Here is a 21,755-nt window from a genome sequence, read left to right on the forward strand (position 1 = left end):
ACGGGTGGACATCTACACTCCCGCAGAAATCACCGAGCGCCTGCTCGCGCTGCGCGCCGACCACCGCGCGCTGGACGAACGCATCACGCGCATGGCGGCCAATGGCGAAGACGACCTGGAGTCCAAGCGGCTCAAGCGTCACCGGCTGCAGCTGAAAGACTGCATCACGCGGCTGGAAAGCCTGCAGATCCCCGACGAGCCGGCCTGAGCCCTTCCGGTGGGTGCCCCGGCCTGGGCACTTCCGGTGGGTGGCGACCGTTGGTCGCCACGCCCTGCCTGATCAGTCCTGCGGCACGGTTTCTTCCGGCCGGGCCGCTTCCGGGCTCACCCGTTCAATGGTGTGGCGCAGCTCGCGGCCGAGGATGAACTTGGCATCCTTTGCCCAACCGTCCAGGCGCTCGTCGAACAACAGACGGCTGTTCTCGTCCGGCCAGACCAGCCGCAGTTCGCGCAGCTTCTGGATGAATCCACGGAACAGGGTCTTGTCGAAGAACTCCGGTGCCGCCGGCGCGTACAGCAGGCTCAGGCGCTGCGCGGCCTGCTGGCACAGGCTTTCCAGTTCCGCCGCACCCAGCGTGCCGGGACCATTCTTCACCAGCACCGAAATGGCGATGTAGTAACGCTCGAATGCCTGCTGCAGGGAGTGGCCGATCGCACGCAGGCGGAACACCTCGTCGGTCTGTCCGGTATTGCGCGACAGCACGCCGCCCTCATCCTCGCCGACCTGCTGCAGCAGGCCCTCGCGGATGAACAGGTCGATGGTCTGTTCGATGCGCTGGCCGAACTCGTCTTCGGACCACGGCAGGAACAGTTCGGCCTGCAGGAAGGGGTACACCGAACGCCCCAGGCGCACCAGGCCGGCGCGGCCCATGCGCCGGTTGTTCTGGAAACAGCACGCGACCCACGACGAAGCGGTGAACAGGTGCAGCACGTTGTTGCGGAAGTAGCTGAGCAGCACGGCGGTGTCCCCGCTCACGCTCAGCACGTCGCCCAGCGGATGCTTGACCCGGGTCAGCACGTTGATTTCTTCGGCGTGGGCGATGATCCGCTCCGGCGAATGCGGGGTGACCGTCACCCGGTCCGAGTACGGCATTTCCTCCAGCAGCGTCTTGCACAGCTGGATCTGCGCGATCAGGTCGGCCTCGCCCATGGCGTGCTTGGGCGTGGACAGCAGCGCCAACGCCAGCAGGTTGATCGGGTTGACGTCGGCGGCACCGTTGATGCGCACCTGGATGCGTTCGGCCAGGGTATCCACGGTAGTGGACAGCCATGCCGGCTTTTCATCCTCGGCGACCGCACGACCATCCCACTCAGGGGCCTTTTCGGCCAGCACGTCGTTGAGCGCGATCGGTTCGCCGAAGTTCACCACCACCTGGCCGAAGTTCTGCTTCAGCACCTTCGGGATGCCCCACAGCAGCGACCAGATCGATTCCTTTTCCTTGGGCCGGCCGGTCAGCTCGTCGAGGTAGCTGCTGCCTTCCATCAGTTTTTCGTAACCGATGTAGATCGGCTGGAACAGCACCGGCTTGCGCGGCTGGCGCAGGAATGCCTTGAGCGTCATCGAGATCATGCCGCCCTTGGGCTGCAGCAGGCGACCCGTACGCGAGCGGCCGCCTTCGACGAAATATTCGATGGAATAGCCGCCGGCGACGAGCTGGGCGACGTATTCGCTCAGCACCGCCGAATACAGCGCGTTGCCGCGGATCGAGCGGCGGATGAAGAACGCGCCGCCCTTGCGCAGCAACGTGCCGACCACCGGCAGGTTGAGGTTGATGCCGGCCACGATGTGCGGCGGCACGATACCGCGGTCGTACAACAGGTAGGACAGCAGCAGGTAGTCCATGTGGCTGCGATGGCTGGGCACGTACACCACCTCGTGGCCGGGCGCGGCCGCCTTGAACTTGTCAAGGTGGTGGACCAGCACGCCGGCATAGATGCGGTTCCACACGTGGCTCAGCATGAAGCTGGCCGAACGCACCACCGGACTGGAGTAATCGGCGGCGATTTCCCACGCGTAGGCGTGCGCCTTCTTCCACGCGTCGGCCGGCTTGCTGTTGTCGCGGCGGGCCTGGGCGGCAATCGCTTCACGCACCGGCTCGGCCTGCAGCACCTGGTCCACCAGCAGGCGGCGGGTGGACAGGTCAGGACCGATCACCGATTCGCGGATGCGGCGGAAATGCGTGCGCAGCACACGCTGCAGCTTGCGCACCGTGCGTTCCGGATCCAGCCCTTCATCCACGGTGGCCCGCAGCGAGATCGGCGGGGCGAAGCGCACGATGGTGCTGCGACCGTTCAGCAGCACCGCCAGCAGTCGGCGGAAGCGTCCGACCAGCGCCCAGTTTTCAGAGAACAGCACGGCAAACCAGCCGCTCTGCTTGTCCGGCGCGCGGCCGACGAAGATCGACACCGGCACCAGGTGCACGTCCAGTTCGTCGCGCGACCGGTGCGCCTGCAGCACCTTGGCCAGCGAATCGGAGTGGGTCTTGGCGCCGCGCTGTTCGGGGATGATGGAATTGCTCGAACTGCGCCGTGACAGGGCCACGTAGGCGCGCTTGCGGCCGGTGGGATCACCGGGCAGCGGCACCAGCGGCGAGGGCAGCCCGGCCTGGCGGCAGGCCTTGTCCAGGATCAGCGCATTGGACAGACCGTAATCCTCCAGCACGTAGACCACCGGGCGGCCGTCGTTGTACTGGCCGGGATCCTGCGGTTCGATGTCCAGCGACAGCCAGGGCTCGAACAGACGACCCAGCAGCCGCGCCCACCACGGACGCCGGCCGGCGCCAGCGCGCGCGGCAACATGCGCCGGCACCGGGCCGTCGATCGTCATCGGGGACACCTGCGCCGGATCGGCAGGGGTCTGCTCAGGTTGTTCGCCGGGGAACGGCAGCGGATTCTGTTTCGACATCGGCATCATTATGGCGTAGCCGCGGGCTTTTCATCGTCCCCGGTCTCAACAGGAAGTGCGATGGCCGAGACGGATTCAGCTTCCACGGCCGCCTGCGCCGTGCGCGCGTTGCGCAACAGCGCGTCGGTATCGGCCAGCGTACGCGTGAGGTACCAATGCCCCTCGCGGCGGGTCAACGGAATCTGCAGGGTGATCGTCTCTCCTGCCAAGGGATACTGCAGGCGTACCAGGGCGTTGTCGCCCTGCCGGGAAAGTACCTCGCCGGCAATCCCGCGCATCGATGCGTCCAGATCAAGCCCATAGCTGGCCAGCACCGATTTCAGCGTGGCGATGAACGGTCCCAGCCGCTCCAGGCTGGCCGCCATTCCGGCCTGCTGCAGCTGCGCATCGTCGGTGAAGCCGGTCGCGCTGGCGGCCTTGGTGAGCGCGGCGATGCTCGCCCGTGCCCGCGCCCGGTCGCTTATCGGCGCATCGGCCGCCCACGCCGCCAGCGTCTGCACCACCTGCACGTAGTGCGCCTGCTGGCTGGCGGTGAAGCTGGTTTCATGGCGCAGGTACTGCACGCCGAACAAGCCCATGGACTGCGCGGCCTGGCGCACGGCGGCCGTCTGCCCGGCCAGTTGCCGGTCGAAACTGCGCTGCAGGCGCTGGCTGCCATCGTCGGCGGAAAGGGCCTGCAACATCGGCAGCAGCTGGTCGTGCAGCGGCAGTTCGGTCAGCGGCCAGCGGCTGTGGCCCTGGCTCCACGCCTGGTCCAGTGCCGTGTACTGCGCCGGTGGTACCGACAACCGGGCATAGGCCACCAGGTCGTTGTCGGCAATCGCACGCGCCATCGCCTGCACCGCCGCGACGGGTTCGGCGGGCGGCAGAGCGGCATCGACCGCATCGCGCTGGCAGGCGGCCATCGCCAACAGCAGCATGGCAGCGCAAGTCCACCCACCCGCATGGCGCAGCGCGCGCCGTTTCGTCTTCGACATGATGGTTCGGACTCCCCAGACCGGCCTGCATCTTGACCGGAGTTGCCTGTCAGCAGCAAGACAGTGGCGACACAACGCCGCGCGCGGCGTGCAGGCCATTGAACCACAACGGCTGGCGCTCGGCGGATCAGTGGATGCTGGTGACCGGCTGATGCACGTGTAGGTATTGCGCTGGATGCACCGGATGCGTGATCGAGGCGGCAGATCCCTCGCCCGCGGAGGCGCCCACTACAGGCCCCGGCAAACTGCCGAACCCGAGGTGTCCCACCATGCGTTCCTTCTTTTCGCTTGTCATCGCCAGCGCCCTGTCCTGGCATGCAATGGCCGCTCCGGCTGCGGGTGAGGCGCCGCTGCAGCCTGCCATCGTCGGCGGAACCGATGTCCCGGACGGCCGCTATCCCTTCATCGTCAGCCTGCAGAATGCCGGCGCGGGCTCGCTCTACTCCGGCCACTTCTGCGGTGGCTCCCTGATCTCGCCATCGTGGGTACTGACGGCCGCCCACTGCGTGTGGCGCCGCTCTCCCGGCAGTCTCGACGTCCATGCCGGTGCAACCGATTTCGGCAGCGCCACCGGCAGCCGCCACGCCGTGGCTGCCATCCACGTCCATCCCGCCTACACCGGCGATAAAAATGACGTGGCCCTGATCCGCCTGAGGACACCGATAGCCGATGTGCGGCCGGTCAGCCTGCCGGGCCTGGAAGGGGCGGCGTTCGAACAGCCCGGCCAACGCCTCACCGTTGCCGGCTGGGGCAGCCTGGCCAGCGGCATGGATTTTCCGCTGCGGATGCAGGAAGTGGATGTTCCTTTCATCGCCACTGCGGAATGCCAGCGGCTGTACCAGGGTCGCCTGCCTGTCGATGCCGAGGTGGAGCTGTGCGCCAGCCGTTCGGGCAAGGACTCCTGCCAGGGCGATTCCGGTGGCCCGTTGTTCCTGGCCAGCGATGAGGGCAGCTGGGATCAGCTCGGTGTCGTAAGCTGGGGAATCGGCTGTGCGAGGGGCGACTCCCCGGGCGTGTACGCGCGCCTTGCCGGTGCCGGGATCGTGGACTTCATCCGCGCTACCTGGACCGGGGACTGAGCCGGCCCCGCGCGCCGCTCAGCGCCGCAGTGCGGCACTGATGTCCTGCTGGATGGCCCGTGCCGCAGCCTGCGGATCGGCCGCCAGCCGGATCGGTCGCCCGACCACGATGGCATCGGCGCCGTCGGTGAAGGCCTGCGCCACCCCGACGGTGCGCTTCTGGTCATCACCGGCCGGACCGTCCGGGCGGATCCCCGGGCAGACGATGGAGAACCCGGCGCCGGCCGCGGTACGGATCGGCGCCGCTTCCTGACCGGAGGCGATCACGCCGTCGATACCGGCCGCCTTCGCCGCCAGCGCGCGTTCCACGACAACATCCACCGGTTCGCGGTCAATGCCCATCCGGGCCAGGTCTTCGCGCCCCATCGAGGTCAACACCGTGACCGCCAGCAGGCGCATGTCGCCGCCAGCCACGGCCGCACAGGCCTCCATCATCGCCGGGTGCCAGCCATGGATCGTGCAGTAGCTCACCGGCCATTGCGCCAAGCGCTTGATGACCGCCGCGGCGGTGGCCGGAATGTCGAAGAATTTCAGGTCGACGAACACCCGCTTCTCGCGGCGCGCCAGCTCCTCCAGCACCTGGAAATACTCACCCGATGCCAGCAGCTCCATGCCGATCTTGTAGAAGCCGACGCTGTCGCCCAGCCGATCCACCCACCCCAGCGCCTGCGCGCGGTCGGGCACGTCCAGCGCGAAGATCAGGCGCTCGTCATCACGCAGTGGCAGCGGTCCGCGGCTCATGGCGCATAGTCCAGCGCGGCACGCTTTGCGTCGTGGCGGGCCTGGCGCGGCTGGCTGAAATCATTGTTGAACTGCGCCGGCTCGAAGCCGCCGTAGGTCGGGTTCGGCAACATCCACCAGCGCTCGCCGAACCAGTCGTGGTACTGCTGCAGCAGGGCATCGCGGCCGTCGTTGGTGTTGGCGGTGACTTCGACGAAATCGCCGAGCTGGTCACCGAACTGCATCAGCACCCGGTACTGTTGCCCGGCCAGGCGGCGGCGGCAGTTCTTTTCACTGCCGGCCTGCTCACAGCCCTCCACCACGGTCCCCAGGCCGAGGAACACGCTGTCGTCGGCAACCGGCAGGCCCTCGGCACGCAGGTTGGCCAGGGTGGTCTCCTTCAGGTGCACGGCGCGGTTGGAGATGTACAGCAGGGTGACGCCTTTTTCATTGGCCGCCCTGGCGAAATCAACGACGCCGGGAATCGCCTTGGCCTTCTTCTCGGCCACCCACTGGTCCCAGGTCATCTCGTCGTATTCCTTGCCATCGCGCACCAGGCGCGCCTGGTAGGGCGAGTTGTCCAGCACGGTCTCATCCAGGTCCAGCACCACCGCCGGCTTCAGGCCCTTGGCATCGTTGCCGCGCTCTTCCGGCACCAGGGCATCCCAGTGGGACTCCTTCAGCGCCGCATCCAGGCGATCAGCTGCGGCACGGTAGGTCTGCTCGGTGATTGCCCGGTATTCCTGCGCACGCTGCATCCACAGCACTGCGTTCAGGTTGTCGTTGGCACTGCTGTCCGTTGCCGGGGCCGCATCCGCCGGTGCGGCGGCAGCGGCTTGGGCCGCAGCAGGCGGGGCGTCGACGCGCTTGCACGCGGACAGCCCGATCACCGCGATGGCGAGCAGGGACAGGGAAAGGGGGGCGATACGACGACGCATTGGCTTCACCATGTTCAGATCCCCGCCATTTTAACGGCAAACATGACAGGGGCAGCGGCTATGCTTGATGGCTGTTCCATCGACCCAGCGGAGCCCGCCATGACCGACACCCCCGACACCCCTGCCCGCCCGCTGCTGGATGCCACCCAGGCACGCTTGCTGGGGTGCCTGGTGGAAAAGGAAGCCACTACGCCGGACACCTATCCGCTGACGGTGAACGCGGCCCAGTCGGCGGCCAACCAGAAGACCGCGCGCGATCCGCTGATGAACCTGGATGCCGGCAATGTGCAGCACGCGCTGCGCCAGCTGGAAAGCATGGGCCTGGCGCGCCAGCATTTTTCCTCGCGTGCCGACCGCTATGAACATCGCCTGCAGACGGCCCTGGACCTGACCCGCCAGCAGACCGTGGTGCTGGCACTGCTGCTGCTGCGGGGTCCACAGACGTTGGCCGAGCTGATGACGCGCGCCGAACGGCTGCATCGCTTCGGCAATGCCGACGAGGCACGCCACGCGATCGAACGCCTGCAGCAGCGCGAGCTGCTGGTGGTGCTGCCGCGTGCCGGTGGCCAGCGCGAAGACCGCTACATGCACCTGCTGTGTGGCGAAGTCGATGGTGCGGCGCTGGCGGCGACGTTCGCCGCGTCGGGTTCGGCATCCACTGGCTCGGGCGGCCACGATCCGGCGCTGGCCGAACGGGTGGCGCAGCTGGAAACCGCCGTTGCCGAGCTGCGCGCCGAGCTGGAAGCGCTGCGCGGCTGAATCGAGGGCTGCCGGCCAGCGGCCGGCACTACCATGCGGCGCGCGATCAGCGGGCGACGTCGGCCGCGCCCGGCGTGGCGAACAGGGTCACCCATTGCTCGCTGCCGGGCAGCTGAATCGGGCCGCGCTGCTGCATCCCCAGCCGGCGCAGGATCGCCGCGGAAGCCAGGTTGTCCGGGCTGATGATGCCGTACAGGTCCTGCAGGCCCAGCGTGCCGCGCGCATGGGCGAACACCGCCTGCGCCGCCTCGCCGGCATACCCATGGCCTGCGTACTCGCCCAGTACCGCGTAACCGACATCCGGTCCCGGCAGGCCGTCGCGGCGGACCAGGCCGGCATTGCCCAGCCAGGCCCCATCGGACAGGCGCTCGATCGCATACATGCCGAAGCCGTTCAGCGCGTAACTGTGCAGCACGCGCAGCGCGATGTACTCGCGGGCCTGCTCCTCGCTGCGCACGGCGCGATCGCCGATGAAGCGCACGAAACCAGGATCATTCAGCAGGGCCAGCATGCAGCCGGCATCGCGCTCGGGCTCGATGGGCCGCAGGCGCAGCCGGTCGGTTTCAATCTGCACTGCCGTTCCCGTCGCCGTTGTAGTGGCCGATTGTGCGCACTGCGCGCTCAGTCGAACAAGGCCTGGATGGCCGCCAGGCCGGCGCTGGCCCGTTCCTGCTTGCGCGCCGCATCGGCCACCGGATCGGCGCCGTCGCGCTGCAGTTCTTCGGCCGGCAGTTCGGCGAAGAAGCGGCTGGGTTTTAGCCGGACATGCTCGCCGAACTTGCGCGTCAGCTTGCTGTGGCTCATCCACAGCTGGACCTTGGCCCGGGTGATGCCCACGTACAGCAGCCGCCGCTCTTCCTGCAGCGTGCCTTCGTCCAGGCTGACCTGGTGCGGCAGCACGCCGTCTTCGCAGCCGACGATGAAGACATAGGGGAACTCCAGGCCCTTGGAAGCATGCAGAGTCATCATGCGCACCTGGTTGCCGCCATCGTCCTTGTCGTTGCGCGACAACAGCGCCAGCTGGCCGGCCAGGTCGGCGGCGGTGGCGCCGCGCGGGCCGCCTTCGAACCACTGCGCCAGCTCTTCGATGTTGCTGGCGCGGCGCTGGTAACTGGCTTCTTCCTTGGCCTGCTGACGCAACTCGCTCAACAGCCCTGATTCCTTGGCCACCTTGCGGATCATGTCGCCGGAAGATATCTCGCGGGTCTGTGCGCGCAGGTCACGCAGGATGTCGGTGAAGCGCGACAGGCTGTTGGCCGCACGCGGGGGGAGCTGCTGCAGCGCGCCCAGCGCCTCGGCCGCCTGCGCCATCGGCATGTTCTTTTCCGATGCCAGCTCCGCCAGCTTGGCCAGCGTGCCTGCACCCACGTCGCGCTTGGGCGCCTGCACCGCGCGCATGAAGGCGGTGTCGTCGTCCGGATTCACCAGCAGGCGCAGCCAGGCCAGTGTGTCTTTGACTTCCTGGCGCTCCAGGAACACCGTGCCGCCGGACAGGTGGTACGGCACGCGCGCCAGCTGCATCGCCTTTTCCAGCGGGCGTGACTGGAAGTTGCCGCGGAACAGGATGCAGAAATCACTCCACGGTACCTGCCGCGCCTGGGCGATGAAGGCGATCTCGGCCGCCACTTTTTCCGCCTCGTGCTCGCTGTTGCGACACTCCCACACCCGGATGCGTTCGCCGTCGGCCTGGTCGCTCCACAGCTTCTTCAGGTGTTCGTGCGGATTGTTGGCGATCAACGCATTGGCCGCGCGCAGCACCCGGTTTGAACAGCGGTAGTTCTGTTCCAGCTTGATGATCTGCAGCGCGGGGTAGTCGCGCGCCATCTGCTGCAGGTTTTCCGGATTGGCACCGCGCCAGGCGTAGATGGACTGGTCATCGTCACCCACGCAGGTGAAGTTGCCCTTGTCCCCGGCCAGCTGCTTGAGCAGGCGGTACTGGGCGTCGTTGGTGTCCTGGCACTCATCCACCAGCAGGTAGCCGATGCGTTCGCGCCAGGCGATGGCGATCTCCGGATTCTCCTCCAGCACCTGCACCGGCAGGCGGATCAGGTCGTCGAAGTCCACGGCATTGAAGGCCGTGAGCCGCAGCTGGTAGCGCTCGTAGACGCCGGCCGCTTCCTTCTCGCGGTTGCTGCGCGCCTCGCGCATCGCCTGCTCCGGTGACAGGCCGGCATTCTTGGCACGCGAAATAAGGTTCTTCACGTCCTCGATGTCATCCGGCTTGGCACCATGCATCAGGTCCTTGACCTGGGCGTTGCTGTCGTCGGCATCGAAGATCGAGAAGCCGCGCTTCAGGCGCACCGCAGCGTGTTCGATCTGCAGGAACTTCAACCCCAGCGCATGGAAGGTGCAGATGGTGACGTCTTCGGCGTCCTGATCACGCAGGCGCCGGGCCACGCGCTCGCGCATTTCCTTGGCCGATTTGTTGGTGAAGGTGATCGCGGCGATGCGCCGGGCCGGATAGCGGCCGCAGCCGATCAGGTGGGCGATCTTCTCCACGATGACGCGCGTCTTGCCGCTGCCGGCGCCCGCCAGTACCAGCAAGGGGCCTTCGATGTGCAGCACTGCTGCGCTTTGGGGGGGATTGAGTCCGTGCATGTACTGCCGATTGTAGCGGGGGCACCCTGACCTCCGGCAGGTTGCGCTCGCCCGCCCCGCTGCGGATAGTGGCGGCACACCCCGTTTCACAGGAAGTGACCGATGGACCTGAACAGGTTTGCCTGCCGCGCGGTGCTCGCCGCCGCCCTGCTGTCGCCGCTGCACGCCGCCCAGGCGCAGCTGGCCGCCGAAAACGTCCCCCTGTCGCTGCAGGAACACGCGGTGGTCAGTTCACCGGCCTTCCTGAAAGCGCACCCGGACCTGCGTTACCGGCAGCTTGGCCTGGCGGCCGTCGAGCGCGACAAGCCCGAGGATGCGCGTCGTTACTTCCGGCTTGGGGCCCAGCATGCCGACAAGCTGTCCCAGGCGCTGATGGCCGAGCTGCTGTGGAACGGCAAGGGCGGCCCGGTCGACCGCGCACTGGGCTATGCCTGGATGGACCTGGCGGCCGAACGCGGCACCGAATGGCTGGTGGTGCGCCGCGAACAGTACTGGGCCGCCCTGGACGAAGCCGAGCGCAAGCGCGCGGTCAGTGAAGGCCAGAAGCTGTACGCCGAGTACGGCGACCCGGTGGCCAAGCCGCGGCAGGAACGCGAAATGCGCCGCAACATGGGGGAAATGACCGGCAGCCGCACCGGTGCACTGGGTTCGACGGTCATGCAGGTGCGCTTCAACGGGCAGATGGTGCGGGTGGTACCGGAGATCTACTACGCACCGCGGCTGTGGCAGCCCGAAGCCTACTGGAAGTGGCAGGGCCAGCAGCTGGACGCGGGCAACACCAGCAGCGTGGACGTGGGTTCCCCGCATCCGCTGCGCGGCGACTGAGTCCGCCCGCTGCGGCTAGAATCTGCCGATGGCCAAGCTCTATTTCTATTATTCGGCGATGAACGCCGGCAAGACCACTACGCTGCTGCAGAGTGCGCACAACTACCGCGAGCGCGGCATGCGGGTGGCGATCCTTACCCCGCGGCTGGACAACCGCGCCGGCAGCGGCGTGGTGGCCTCGCGCATCGGGCTGAAGGCCGATGGCATGGCCTTCGAGCGCGACAGCGACCTGCAGCGACTGGTCGAAGCCGATATCGCCGCGCACGGCCCGCTTGGCTGCGTGCTGGTGGACGAAGCGCAGTTCCTCAGCCGCGCCCAGGTCTGGCAACTGAGCGAAGTGGTCGACCAGCTGCGCATCCCGGTGCTCTGCTATGGCCTGCGCACCGACTTCCGCGGTGAGCTGTTCGAAGGCAGCCAGTACCTGCTGGCCTGGGCCGACGAGATGCAGGAGATCAAGACCATCTGCCACAGCGGCAAGAAGGCGACCATGACCGTGCGGGTGGACGAGCACGGCCACGCGGTGCAGGACGGCCCGCAGGTGGAGATCGGCGGCAACGAACGCTACGTGTCGGTCAGCCGCGCCGAGTTCAAGAAGATCACCCGCGGCGAAAGCCGGATCGACCCGATGCAGGCCGCGCTGCCGCTGTAAACCGGTAGCGCCGGTGGCGCCGGGCATCGCGCGGCGCATCCGGTTCCCTGTTTACAGGGCTCAGTACAGCGTGCGCTCTGGCGCCCCGGCCGGCGGCGGACTGTACTGGTACAACCAGGTTTCCGTCAGCGTCTTGCCCCCGCTGCGCAGGAACAACCGGATGTCGATCTGCGCGGTGCTGTCATCGCCCGGCACCAGGTCGAACATGGCCCGGTAGCCGTTGATCTCACGCAACGGACGGGCCGAAACGATCTCCAGCTTGCCACGGCTCGCCTGCACCACGGCCTCCACCTCACCCTTGTCGATCAGGCTGGCCAGCGCGCCGCCGGCGAAGTCCACCGCGAAGCGCCAAGAGAAATAGTTGCGCTTCTTGCCGATGATGCCGCCCAGGCCGGTGCGGGTGGCCACGGTGTGCGCCAGCGGCGAACGTGCCGGCGGCTCGGCGCCCCAGTACAGGCGATAGCCGACCAGCAGCTCCTGCCCGGCCTGCGGTTTCTCCTTCGGGTTCCAGAACGCGACGATGTTGTCGAAGGTCTCGTCCACGGTCGGGATCTCCACCAGCTGCACCGAGCCCTCGCCCCAGTCGCCCTTGGGCTCCACCCACAGGCACGGGCGCTTCTCGTAGAACACGCCGTCGTCCTGGTAATGGTCGAATTCGCGGTCGCGCTGCAGCAGGCCGAAGCCACGCGGATTGCGATCGACGAACATGTTGAAGCGCAGCTCGCGCGGGTTCACCAGCGGGCGCCAGATCCACTCGCCGCCACCGCTCCACATCGCCAGCCCGTCGGTATCGTGGATCTCCGGGCGCCAGTCCCACGCCATGCGGCGATCGTTCTCGCCGACCTGGAACATGCTGGTGCACGGAGCGATGCCAAGCCGCTCGATCGCCTTGCGCGGGTACAGCGCGCTGTCGATGTCCATCAACAGCACATCGCCATTGGTGATGGCGAAGCGGTAGGCGCCGGCGACGCTGGGCGAGTCGAGCAACGCATAGACCACGATGGTGTCCGAGTCGTTGTCCGGGCGTTCGAGGTAGTAGGCGATGAAGTCCGGGAACTCTTCCGGGCCGCCGGTCCCGGTGTCGATCGCCAAGCCGCGCGCCGATTGCCCGTACTGGCCTTCCTTGCCGACCGCGCGGAAGTAACTGGCGCCGAGGAACGCAGCGAAATCGCGATCGGTATCCTTGCGCGTGTTGAGCCGGAAGCCGGCAAAGCCGAGGTCGGCAGGCAGCTGGCCGTCCTTGATCCCACTCTTCCCATAATCGAAGGCGGCACCGTCATAGGCCAGTTCCTGCGCCTTGCCGTCGACCACGTCGAACATCCGCACCGGCGAATGGAAGTACAGCCCCAGGTGGAAGAACTTGGCCTGGAACCGGCCCGGCTCATTACCCCACAGCGCATGGTCCTGGCGGTAGCGGATCGACTGGTATGCATCCCAGCTCAGCGCTTCCACCGGGCCTGGCAGGGTCCGTTTGTGGGTCGTGTAGGGCGCAGCGGCCAGCGCGCGCGCCTGGCCCTTCAGGCTGGCGAAATCGAACGGCACCGGCTGTCCCAGGCGGCGCAGGCCGACCTGTCGGCTTGCCGCGGCGCCCACGTTCAATGCAGGCAGGCCGAAGGCAGCCAAGGCCAGGGAAGCGTTGCGGATAAAATCGCGTCGTTGCATTCGAAGGCAGCCGGGGCATGGAGGGTCGGCCATTATTCCAACAGATTCGTTAATTGTTGGCAGTGGCCGGCGACATCTGTTCAGCTGGCCGCGGCAGGCGGGCCAAGCGCAGGTCCAGCTGGCGGACGGCCGAAGACGGAATGCCGCGCTGGGCGATCAGCAACTGGCGTGCCTCGCGCCACGCCGCGGCGGCCCGCGCGGGGCTACCCGCCGCGCGTTCGGCCTCGCCCAGGTCGAGCAGGCCCTCCGGCAGCAGGGCCACATGGTCAGGCTGGCGCCAGATACGTACGGCGGTGCGGTAGTGGCTGACCGTGGCCTGGTCATTTCCATCCGCCCTGGCGACGTCACCCAGGGCGTGTTCGGCCAGGCCGACTTCACGGTGGTCCGGCCCCAAGGCGAAGGCCAGCTTGTCCCGCACTTCGCCGAGCACAGGGCCCGCCCACGCCCGGCGACCCTGCTGCAGTGCCAGCAGCGCGCGGGAACGCTGCACCACCAGCGTTTCCGGATGGTCCGGGCCGAACGCCTGCACCGCCGATTGCCAAGCCTGGTCGAGTGCCGCAGAGGCCTCTGCGGCCTTTCCGCTACGTGCCAGCATCTGCCCCAGCTGGCGCCGCATGCCGATGGCTTCCGGGGTGCCCGGTGCAGCGCGCTGCAGCAGTGCCAGCGCCTGCTGGTAGCCCTCCCGTGCACGCGCGTCCAGGCCGGCTTCGGCATCCAGCCCGGCCAGCCCCGCCAGCGCACCGGCGATGCCACGCGGGTTGCCCTCCCCGCGCTGGTACAGCGCCAGGGCGCGGATGAAGGCAGCGCGCGCAGCACGGACATGGCCGAGCTGGCTCTGGCAATGGGCCAGTTCGCTGGCGAAGCCCGCCACGGCGGTCGGCAGCAGGTCCTGCTGCTGGTCGGCGATGGACGCTGCGGCCTGCAGGTGGGCGACGCACTCGCGGTCACGGCCCAGCATGCGCAACGCGCGCGCGCGCTGGGTCACCGCTTCCAACTGCAGCGCACCCGGCACGTCCTGTTGTGCCTGCAGCAGCGTGCGTTGTTGATCCAGGATGCGCAGGGCCGTCTGGTAGTCGCCCAGTCCGATGTGCAGGCGTCCGATGACCCCCTCCATTTCGGCCAGCGCCAGCGGCTGCCCGGCCAGTTCTGCCTGCGCACGCTGTTGTCCGGTTTCCAGCAGCTGGCGTACGTCGAAGTGGCCGTGGCGGACGCTTGCCGCGCGGTCGAACAAGCCGATGTTGAAGTCCTGCATCGCCTGTGCGCGCGCGGTCTCCTGACGGGCCTGGCGCGCCTGCCAGACGGCCATCGTCGATACCGCCAGCAAGGCCGACAGGGCCAGGCTGGCGCCGGTCACGCCCCAGCGATGGCGCCGCAGATATTTGCGCAGGCGATACCCGGTGCCGGGCGGATGGGCGCGCAGCGGCCGTCCATCCAGGAACCGGCGCAGGTCTTCGGCCAGGGCATCGACCGATCCGTAGCGCTGCTGCGGATCCTTGTCCATCGCCTTGCCCAGCAGCAGGTCCAGGTCGCCCCGCACGCGTCGGGCAAGACGCCGCGCGGCCGCCGGCACCGACATCCCGGCTTCACCCTGCAGCAACCGACGCGATGCGGGCATTGGCTGGACCTCCAGGATGGAGCGCTCCCACTCGCTGTCGGAGTGTCGACGCAGGCGGTAAGGTTTGTGCCCGGTTACCACTTCGTAGATCACCACGCCCAGCGAGTACACATCGGTACGGGTGCTCAGCGGGTCGCCCCTCACCTGCTCTGGCGCGGCGTAGTGCAGGGTGAACGCGCGCGGCTCGCCGGGGGCGGCCACCGCCGCGACGCCCTCCGGATCCAGCAGTTGGGCGATGCCGAAATCCAGCAGCTTGACCCCACCATCGGCCACCAGGATGTTGGAGGGCTTCAGGTCGCGGTGCACCACCAGGTTGGCGTGCGCATGCGCCACCACCGAACACACCTGCAGCATCAGCCGCAGTCGTTCTTCCAGCGGCAGCATCCTGCGCTGGCAGTACTCGGTTATCGGCTCGCCCTGCACGTAGTCCAGCGCGAAGTAGGGGTGTCCCTGCGGATCGATGCCTGCGTTGTGCAGCTGGGCAAGATGCGGATGCTGCAGCCGGGCCAGGATCTGCCGCTCGCGCGCAAAGCGCGCATGCAGCCCGGGTTCGGCCAGGCCGCTGCGCAACAGCTTCAGGGCGACCTTGCGCTCGTACATGCCGTCGCAGCGCTCGGCCAGCCAGACCTCGCCCATCCCGCCTTCGCCGAGCAGCTGCAACAGGCGGTAGGGACCGATGCGGCTACCACCGCGCGATGATCCGGGCGCGGAAAACACCGGCTGGGCCATGAACTGCTCGCTGTCGCGTTCATGGGCCAGCATCTTCTCCAGCTCTGCGGCCAACCCCGGATCGCGTGCTGCCACCTGCCGCAGGCGTTGCAGGCGACCGTCTTCATCCAGTTCCAGCAGCTGGTCCAGCCATGAGGACAGTTCACGCCAGCGCAGGGCATCCATGGCGGGTGTTCGCGCTCAGTCCCCGCTTACTTCGGTCAGCAGGAACAGGCGTGCCTTCTGCCAGTCGCGTCGGATGCTGCGCTCGGAACGCTGGCTGAGTTCGGCGATCTGCTGTTCGGTCAGGCCGGCGAAGTAGCGCAGTTCGACCACCCGTGCCAGGTGCGGATCCAGCGCCTGCAGGCGCTCCAGCGCCACGTCCAGCGCCAGCAGGTCCTCGTCCATGCGGATGCCGCTGCTGCTGTTTTCAGGGATGTCCACCCGTTTGAGGTCACCGCCGCGCTTGCGCGCCAAGCGGTTGCGGGCGTAGTCCACCACCACGCTGCGCATGGCCGAAGCCGCATAGGCGAAGAAGTGCGCACGATCCTCGAAGCGTGCCCCGCCCCGGCTGCCGAGCAGTTTCAGGTAGGACTCGTGCACCAGCGAGGTGGCATCCAGGGTGCGGCCCTGCTGGCCGGCCAGCTGCCGCCGGGCCATCCCATGCAGCTCCTGGTAGAGCACGGTGAGCACGCGGTCCAGCGAGGCACGGTCGCCGCCGCGCGCGGCGTCCAGCCACACAGTGATGTCGGATCCTTCATCCATCGCAGCGCCTGCTCCCACGGGAGTCGTGGCGCGACTATAGCCCTGTCCAGCGCGCTTGGCGAAAAAGCCCTCAGCGCTGGCAGGAACCGCACCAGACGCTGGCCCGCTGGCCGATGGTGGCGTGCTTCAACGGCCGGCCGCAGGACCGGCAGGGCTGGCCGTCGCGTCCGTAGACCGACAACTCCTGTTCGAAGTAGCCGGGCGCCCCATCGGGACTGATGAAGTCGCGCAGAGTGGTGCCACCGCGGGTGATTGCATGCTGCAGGATCTGCTTGACCGCCTCCGCCAGACGTAGATAGCGCTCGCGCGATACCTTGCCGGCCTCGCGCAGCGGGCTGATGCCGGCCCGGAACAGGCTTTCGGCCGCGTAGATGTTGCCCACGCCCACCACCACCGCCTGGTCCATCAGGAAGGTCTTGATCGGCGCCTTGCGGCCACGGCTGCGCTGGAACAGATAGTCACCATCGAAGGCATCGTCCAGCGGCTCCGGGCCCAGCCCCTGCAGCAGCGGATGGACCTGGCCCGGCGGCTGCCACAGCAGGCTGCCAAAGCGGCGCGGATCGTTGAAGCGCAGCAGGCGGCCGTTGTCCAGGCTGATATCCACGTGGTCATGCGCGCGCAGCGGTGTGTCGCCCGGCAGCACGCGCAGGCTGCCGGACATCCCCAGGTGCAGCAGCGCACTACCGGCTTCGGTATCCAGCAGCAGGTACTTGGCGCGCCGGCGCACATCCACGATGCGCTGCCCCGGCAACAGGGCGGCCACCTCGTCCGGGATCGGCCAGCGCAGCTCCCTGCGGCGCAGTATCACCCCATGGATGGCACGTTCGAGCAGATGCGGCGCCAGTCCGCGCCGGGTGGTTTCAACTTCGGGCAACTCAGGCATGCGCAGATTCTACGCCCGGCCGCAGCGGCAGCGCGGTAGCCCTACCGCCCGGCCCACTCCCAGCTGCAGCGCCATGCGCCAGACTCACCGCGGCGGCGCCGCCAGCTCGCGCGCATCCAGGAACCCATCCCGGTTCGCATCCTGCTTGTGGAACCGCTGCACCAGCGTCTGCCGCTGCTGCCCACGGGTGATCGGCCGCCCCTTGCCGCCCGGCAGCTCGCTGGCGTCCAGCACGCCATCACCATCGGCATCCATCTGCTCGAAGGCGTACATCATCCACTGCACATACTCGGCCTCGCTGACCCGCCCATCGCCATCGGCATCCATGCGCTGCAGGTAGGTGCCGGTGTCGGCCACCTGCGCCTGCACGCCGCCCGCAGCGGACAGCAGCAAGGCGATCAGCAGGGTGATCACGGGTCCGCGCGGCAGCGTAAGGGTGACGTCGGTCATGGCGGCCTCCAGGCCGTGGTCCGGCGCGGGGTTGCCGCGGTGCAGACATGATGGCCCCTGGCTTGGCAAACTGCATCCCTGCGCCGCCACGGCGCGCACCTTCCAGCCGGGAACCTGCGTTGTCCAGCCTGAATCCAGCCGCCGTCGTACCGCCCGCAGCCGATGCCGGCACCCTCCCGCCGCTGATAGAACTGGATCGCGCCAGCGTGATGCGCGGTCAGGTCAAGGTGCTGCACGGCCTCAGCCTGCGGATTGCACAGGGCCAGCACACCGCGCTGCTCGGACCCAACGGCTGCGGCAAATCCACCTTCATCAAGCTGATCACCCGCGAGCTGTATCCGCTGGCACATGCCGATGGCCACGTGCCGGTGAAAGTGCTGGGCCAGAACCGCTGGCAGGTCGACCGGCTGCGCTCGCAGCTGGGCATCGTCACCGGCGACCTCAGCAGCACGCTCGCCGACATGCCGGGACTGACCGTGGAACAGGCGGTACTGACCGGATTCTTCGCCAGCTACGTGCTGCCTGCCTTCCGCGAGATCACCCAGGACATGCGCGAGCGCACGCGCCAGACCCTGGCGATGACCGGCGCGCTGGCGCTGCACGGTCGCAGCTATGCAGAGCTGTCGGCCGGAGAGACACGGCGCGTGTTGATCGCCCGGGCACTGGTCAACCGCCCGCACGCGCTGTTGCTGGACGAGCCATCCACCGGGCTGGACCTGGTGGCCCGGCAGCAGCTGGTCGATACCATGCAGTCACTGGCGCGGCAGGGCATCACGCTGGTGCTGGTCACCCACCACGTGGAAGAGATCATTCCCGAAATCGAACGCGTGGTGCTGCTGCGCGACGGCCGTGTACTGGCCGATGGCACGCGTGCCGAACTGCTGTGCGATGCGCCCCTGTCGGCCGCGTTCGGCGGCCCGATCTCCGTGGTGGAGCAGCACGGACGGCTGGCCGCGTACGCGGGATAGTTCCGCAGGGCCGTCGCAATGGGCACCACAGGGGCGGGCCGGCTGCCCCGGCCCACCGCTCCCGGATCAGAACCGCAGCGCGGCAGCGCGCGACTCGATCGGTGCCATCCGGCTCTGGTCCTGCAGTTGCAGATCGCGCAGTTCATACGGCGGGCCAAATCCCGCCGGCAACGCAGCCTGGTCGAACGGCAGTATCAGCGTCCCCTGCCCGGGACCCTCGAACCAGGCGGCGGCATGGGCCTGCGCGACGGGTTTCAGCTGCCCATCGGCGGCGCTGGCGTACAGGGTGCCGCGTGCTTCGTAACGCCCCGCCGCTGCCACCTGCAATGACACGCTGACCCGGCGGCTGGCGGGATCGGCCGTGGCCTGGCCGCTGAGACGCGCCGTCGGCAGCGCAACAGCGAAGGCGACCGTGCCATCACGCAGCACGCCGTCGGCCTGTGCGAACACCTGCAGCTCCCACAGACCCTGCGTGTTGCCCACGTCGGCGGGAATACGCACCTGCGCGCGCAGGCTGCCATCGGGAATGGGCCGCAACTGCTGCGGCCAGCTGCGGCCATCCGGTGCGACCAGCAGCGCATGACCGCCGAAACCGCTTCGGGGCGTGCCCGCCTGCAGGCTGCTGGCGCCGTCTTCGCGCAGGCGCGCCTGCAGCTGCATGCTGCCGCCGGCCAGCACCCGCCAGTGGCTGGCCTGGACTTCCAGCCACAGTGGGCTGTTCGGTTCCAGCACCTGCACCACGTAGCGGCCCCGTGCCTGGCGACTGTGCAGGCGGTAGATCCCGGCCGTGCTGGCTGCACCGGTCCGCAGCATGCGCGTGCCATAGCCAACCGGCATGCCGGCATCGTGCAACACACGTGCATCGACGCTGCGGGCCCCGCTGCTTCGCCCGGCCGGATCGCGCAGCTGCAATGAGCCCGCCGACAGCGCGCGGGCGCCCGGCGCCGGGCTGAGCTGGATCACCGCGTCCGGCGCGGTCAGCGGCAACGCCAGGCCGCGCTGCAGTTCGGCTGCATCGACCTGCTGCCAGTAACTCCGGCTGATGGCCGCATGGGGCGCGGGCGCATGCAGCGGCTGCGCCGGGTCCAGCGCCCAGGCGAACGCCAGCGGTACCTGCTCGCTTTCATCGTCGTTGGGCAACGGCGCGGCGACCAGGGTGGCCGGTATCTGGTCGCCCGCCGCGGCGGCGCGCAGCGGTTGTGCAGCCCCTGTGGTCGCGGTGGACAGGATCGCCAGCGCGGCAACGGCCAGGAGGGTGGAATGCATCGTCATGAGGGTCTCCGTCACTGGGTCAGGTCGTTGCGCAGGAGCGTGCCCAGGCCGAAACACGCGCGGCGGCTCTGGTTGTGGCTGAGCGGTTCGGCGCCGTGCGTGCGCGCCGTGTCGGTGAACCACACGGTGCCGGCCGCCTTCTGGCTGCTGCAATCGAGGAAACCGTCCGAACACGAAGAAAGCCAGTTCCGGGTGAACTCCAGGCCGAGGTTGGCGGCATAGCCTCCGCAGTAGCTGTCCGCGTCCGTAGGCGCCGAGTCGACATCGCTGCCGACCACCACGCGGAACGGCGTGGGCAGTGCCGGGCGACCGCCGGTGCCATACAGGTTCTGCGCGTTGTAGGTGGCCATGTGGCCGACCTGTTGCTGGCGCACCGCATCGTTCCTCAACCCCAGCAGCCAGCCCAGCAGGGTTTCGAAGGTGCTGCCGTTGATCACTGCGTCGGCCAACGGCGTGCCGGCCGAAGACGGTGCCAGCGCGGTGACCTTCTGCAGCGTCTGGATGATCTTCGGATAGCGGCGGTCGTAGGTCGGGTTGGACAGGATCCAGCGCACGACGTTGCCACCGTTGGAGTGGGTGATGACCACCAGCCGGGTGATGCCGCGGCTTTCGATGAAGCCGGACAGCTGCCCGGCCAGGCAGCCGGCGGCTTTGGGCTTCCACATGTACTGGTTGAAGTCGCAGTTGATGACGACGTAATTGCGCCTGTCCGGCAGGCCCTGGCGGACACTGTCGATGATGGCTGGCTGCCAGTAGTCCCGGAGGGCGTTGGTGTGCGCGCCGGTGCCGTGCACGAAGGCTACGCCGAGGCCATCGGCCGCCTGCGCGGGTTGCAGGCCCACCAGCAGGGCCAGTGCGGTGCTTCGTAGTGCGGTGCTGTGCATTGCATGTTTCCCTGATCTGCGGGTCCTGCGGACCCCTGGATGGCCTCATGCTCGGCGCGATCGTGGGGAGACGTCCGTGCGCTGCCCCGGGTATCAAGACATTTCCGACACTCGGCAGCGGTTTTGTCCCGAGCAGAGGGCCATGCCGGTTCTGGCCGTATGCGCGATGGGCGCTGCGCAGGGCGGGCGGGGCTGCGATCATTGCCGGCGAGCCCCTGCCCCGAGCCTGCCCATGTCCGTGATCGCCCACCTTGGCCGCACCCTGCCCGGCCTTGCCGTCGCCCTGTCCCTGGCGGGGTGCACGTCAACCGCAAGCAGGCCGACCGCCGTTGAAGCCAACGTCACCACCAAGGCGGTCGGCTACCTGGACGCGGCATCGGTGCCGGCCAGCCTGGCGCTGGTGCCTGCACCGCCGGCGGCCGGCTCGGCCGGCTTGGCGCTGGACGAACAGGTCAGCCGCGAGGCACGGGCACTGCGCGGCACGCCGCGCTTCACCCAGGCCACGCACGACGCCGAACTGGGCTTCCCTGAAGGGGCCAACCAGTTCTCCTGCGCCATCGGCCTGGACGTGGACGCGCAACGCACGCCGGCGCTGTACCGCCTGCTGGAACGCAGCCGCATCGATGCCAGTGCCGCCACCCGCACTGCGAAGAAACACCACCAGCGCCCGCGCCCGTTCATGGTCAACGGCGAGGCGACCTGTACTCCGGAAGACGAAGCCGGCCTGCGCGGCAACGGCTCCTATCCCTCCGGCCATACCTCGATCGGCTGGGCGTGGGCGCTGCTGCTGTCGCAAATCGCGCCGGACCGGGCCGATGCCATCATCGCGCGCGGACGCAACTACGGTGAAAGCCGCCTGGTGTGCAACGTGCACTGGCAGAGCGACATCCTGGAAGGCCGCTTCATGGGCGCCGCTGCCGTGGCACGGTTGCAGGACAATCCGGCTTTCCAGCGCGACCTGCTCGCTGCGCGCAAGGAAATCGAAGCCGCGCGCAGGTCCGGGCAGCATTCCAGCCGCGACTGTGTGGCCGAGGAAGCGGTGCTGAAGGTGCGCCCGCAAAGCGCGCTGTAGTTCGTCGACAAATCCGGCAGGGTTCA

Annotated in this window: 20 protein-coding genes; 7 read left to right on the top strand and 13 right to left on the bottom strand. The window is 68.2% G+C overall.

What is annotated here, in order from left to right; translation table 11 throughout:
- Positions 1-4 precede the first annotated feature (4 nt).
- Positions 5-208 (top strand): YdcH family protein, encoded by a 204-nt coding sequence (locus CXG43_RS18695; RefSeq protein WP_101101680.1) that lies wholly within the window; start codon positions 5-7, stop codon positions 206-208.
- A 72-nt stretch (positions 209-280) separates the two neighbouring features.
- Here the strand turns inward: CXG43_RS18695 and plsB are convergent, their stop codons facing one another.
- Entirely contained in the window at positions 281-2,914 is a 2,634-nt protein-coding gene (gene plsB / locus CXG43_RS18700; protein WP_101101682.1) for a glycerol-3-phosphate 1-O-acyltransferase PlsB, read from the bottom strand.
- Positions 2,914-3,882, bottom strand: a complete 969-nt coding sequence (locus CXG43_RS18705) for a hypothetical protein (RefSeq protein ID WP_157825181.1) — start codon at positions 3,880-3,882, stop codon at positions 2,914-2,916. Before CXG43_RS18705 ends, plsB begins: the two co-directional genes overlap by 1 nt.
- Before the next feature lie 269 nt (positions 3,883-4,151).
- On the opposite strand from CXG43_RS18705, the gene CXG43_RS18710 reads away from it, so the two are divergent.
- Complete coding sequence (locus CXG43_RS18710; protein WP_101101686.1) at positions 4,152-4,961, top strand: serine protease; 810 nt, start codon at positions 4,152-4,154, stop codon at positions 4,959-4,961.
- 18 nt (positions 4,962-4,979) lie between these two features.
- Here the strand turns inward: CXG43_RS18710 and pyrF are convergent, their stop codons facing one another.
- Both pyrF and CXG43_RS18720 read right to left on the bottom strand, forming a co-directional pair.
- Entirely contained in the window at positions 4,980-5,702 is a 723-nt protein-coding gene (gene pyrF / locus CXG43_RS18715; RefSeq protein ID WP_101101688.1) for an orotidine-5'-phosphate decarboxylase, read from the bottom strand.
- Positions 5,699-6,619 (bottom strand): 5'-nucleotidase, lipoprotein e(P4) family, encoded by a 921-nt coding sequence (locus CXG43_RS18720; RefSeq protein WP_101101689.1) that lies wholly within the window; start codon positions 6,617-6,619, stop codon positions 5,699-5,701. The genes pyrF and CXG43_RS18720 overlap by 4 nt, the downstream gene beginning before the upstream one ends.
- 99 nt (positions 6,620-6,718) lie before the next feature.
- On the opposite strand from CXG43_RS18720, the gene CXG43_RS18725 reads away from it, so the two are divergent.
- Positions 6,719-7,378: a YceH family protein gene (locus CXG43_RS18725; protein WP_101101691.1), complete on the top strand. Its 660-nt coding sequence runs from the start codon at positions 6,719-6,721 to the stop codon at positions 7,376-7,378.
- A gap of 46 nt (positions 7,379-7,424) precedes the next feature.
- On the opposite strand, the gene CXG43_RS18730 is transcribed toward CXG43_RS18725, so the two are convergent.
- Together CXG43_RS18730 and CXG43_RS18735 are read right to left on the bottom strand one after the other, a co-directional pair.
- A complete protein-coding gene (locus tag CXG43_RS18730; RefSeq protein ID WP_232767883.1) occupies positions 7,425-7,952 on the bottom strand; it encodes a GNAT family N-acetyltransferase in 528 nt (175 codons plus the stop codon).
- 47 nt (positions 7,953-7,999) lie between these two features.
- Positions 8,000-9,976, bottom strand: coding sequence for a UvrD-helicase domain-containing protein (locus CXG43_RS18735; RefSeq protein ID WP_101101693.1), 1,977 nt, complete (start codon positions 9,974-9,976; stop codon positions 8,000-8,002).
- Between the two features lie 102 nt (positions 9,977-10,078).
- Between CXG43_RS18735 and CXG43_RS18740 the strand changes: the two genes are divergently transcribed.
- Together CXG43_RS18740 and CXG43_RS18745 are read left to right on the top strand one after the other, a co-directional pair.
- Complete coding sequence (locus CXG43_RS18740) at positions 10,079-10,801, top strand: sel1 repeat family protein (RefSeq protein ID WP_101101695.1); 723 nt, start codon at positions 10,079-10,081, stop codon at positions 10,799-10,801.
- Positions 10,802-10,829: 28 nt separating this feature from the next.
- On the top strand, positions 10,830-11,450 hold the full coding sequence (locus tag CXG43_RS18745; RefSeq protein ID WP_101101697.1) for a thymidine kinase: 621 nt from the start codon (positions 10,830-10,832) through the stop codon (positions 11,448-11,450).
- Between the two features lie 60 nt (positions 11,451-11,510).
- On the opposite strand, the gene CXG43_RS18750 is transcribed toward CXG43_RS18745, so the two are convergent.
- The 5 genes from CXG43_RS18750 to CXG43_RS18770 all read right to left on the bottom strand — a co-directional run bounded on the left by CXG43_RS18750 (position 11,511) and on the right by CXG43_RS18770 (position 17,533).
- The gene (locus CXG43_RS18750; protein ID WP_101101699.1) at positions 11,511-13,112 is read right to left on the bottom strand and encodes a glucan biosynthesis protein D; all 1,602 of its coding nucleotides are present in this window, start codon (positions 13,110-13,112) and stop codon (positions 11,511-11,513) included.
- A gap of 49 nt (positions 13,113-13,161) precedes the next feature.
- Entirely contained in the window at positions 13,162-15,621 is a 2,460-nt protein-coding gene (locus CXG43_RS18755) for a serine/threonine-protein kinase (RefSeq protein ID WP_101101701.1), read from the bottom strand.
- 15 nt (positions 15,622-15,636) lie between these two features.
- The gene (locus CXG43_RS18760; RefSeq protein ID WP_042612096.1) at positions 15,637-16,200 is read right to left on the bottom strand and encodes an ECF-type sigma factor; all 564 of its coding nucleotides are present in this window, start codon (positions 16,198-16,200) and stop codon (positions 15,637-15,639) included.
- Positions 16,201-16,270: 70 nt separating this feature from the next.
- On the bottom strand, positions 16,271-17,083 hold the full coding sequence (mutM, locus tag CXG43_RS18765) for a bifunctional DNA-formamidopyrimidine glycosylase/DNA-(apurinic or apyrimidinic site) lyase (protein WP_101101703.1): 813 nt from the start codon (positions 17,081-17,083) through the stop codon (positions 16,271-16,273).
- An 84-nt stretch (positions 17,084-17,167) separates the two neighbouring features.
- Complete coding sequence (locus CXG43_RS18770) at positions 17,168-17,533, bottom strand: hypothetical protein (RefSeq protein WP_101101705.1); 366 nt, start codon at positions 17,531-17,533, stop codon at positions 17,168-17,170.
- Between the two features lie 119 nt (positions 17,534-17,652).
- Between CXG43_RS18770 and CXG43_RS18775 the strand changes: the two genes are divergently transcribed.
- The gene (locus tag CXG43_RS18775; RefSeq protein ID WP_317450744.1) at positions 17,653-18,501 is read left to right on the top strand and encodes an ATP-binding cassette domain-containing protein; all 849 of its coding nucleotides are present in this window, start codon (positions 17,653-17,655) and stop codon (positions 18,499-18,501) included.
- Between the two features lie 66 nt (positions 18,502-18,567).
- Here the strand turns inward: CXG43_RS18775 and CXG43_RS18780 are convergent, their stop codons facing one another.
- Together CXG43_RS18780 and CXG43_RS18785 are read right to left on the bottom strand one after the other, a co-directional pair.
- Positions 18,568-19,773 carry a DUF4785 domain-containing protein gene (locus CXG43_RS18780; RefSeq protein ID WP_101101707.1) on the bottom strand — a complete coding sequence of 402 codons (1,206 nt, stop codon included), beginning with the start codon at positions 19,771-19,773 and terminating at the stop codon, positions 18,568-18,570.
- Between the two features lie 11 nt (positions 19,774-19,784).
- Entirely contained in the window at positions 19,785-20,657 is an 873-nt protein-coding gene (locus CXG43_RS18785) for a hypothetical protein (protein WP_101101709.1), read from the bottom strand.
- Positions 20,658-20,889: 232 nt separating this feature from the next.
- Here CXG43_RS18785 and CXG43_RS18790 point away from each other — a divergent pair, with 232 nt between their 5' ends.
- On the top strand, positions 20,890-21,729 hold the full coding sequence (locus CXG43_RS18790; protein ID WP_101101711.1) for a phosphatase PAP2 family protein: 840 nt from the start codon (positions 20,890-20,892) through the stop codon (positions 21,727-21,729).
- The last annotated feature ends 26 nt before the right edge of the window (positions 21,730-21,755 follow it).

The sequence above is a fragment of the Stenotrophomonas sp. Bg11-02 genome (assembly GCF_002836635.1).
Classification (GTDB): Bacteria; Pseudomonadota; Gammaproteobacteria; order Xanthomonadales; family Xanthomonadaceae; genus Stenotrophomonas; species Stenotrophomonas lacuserhaii.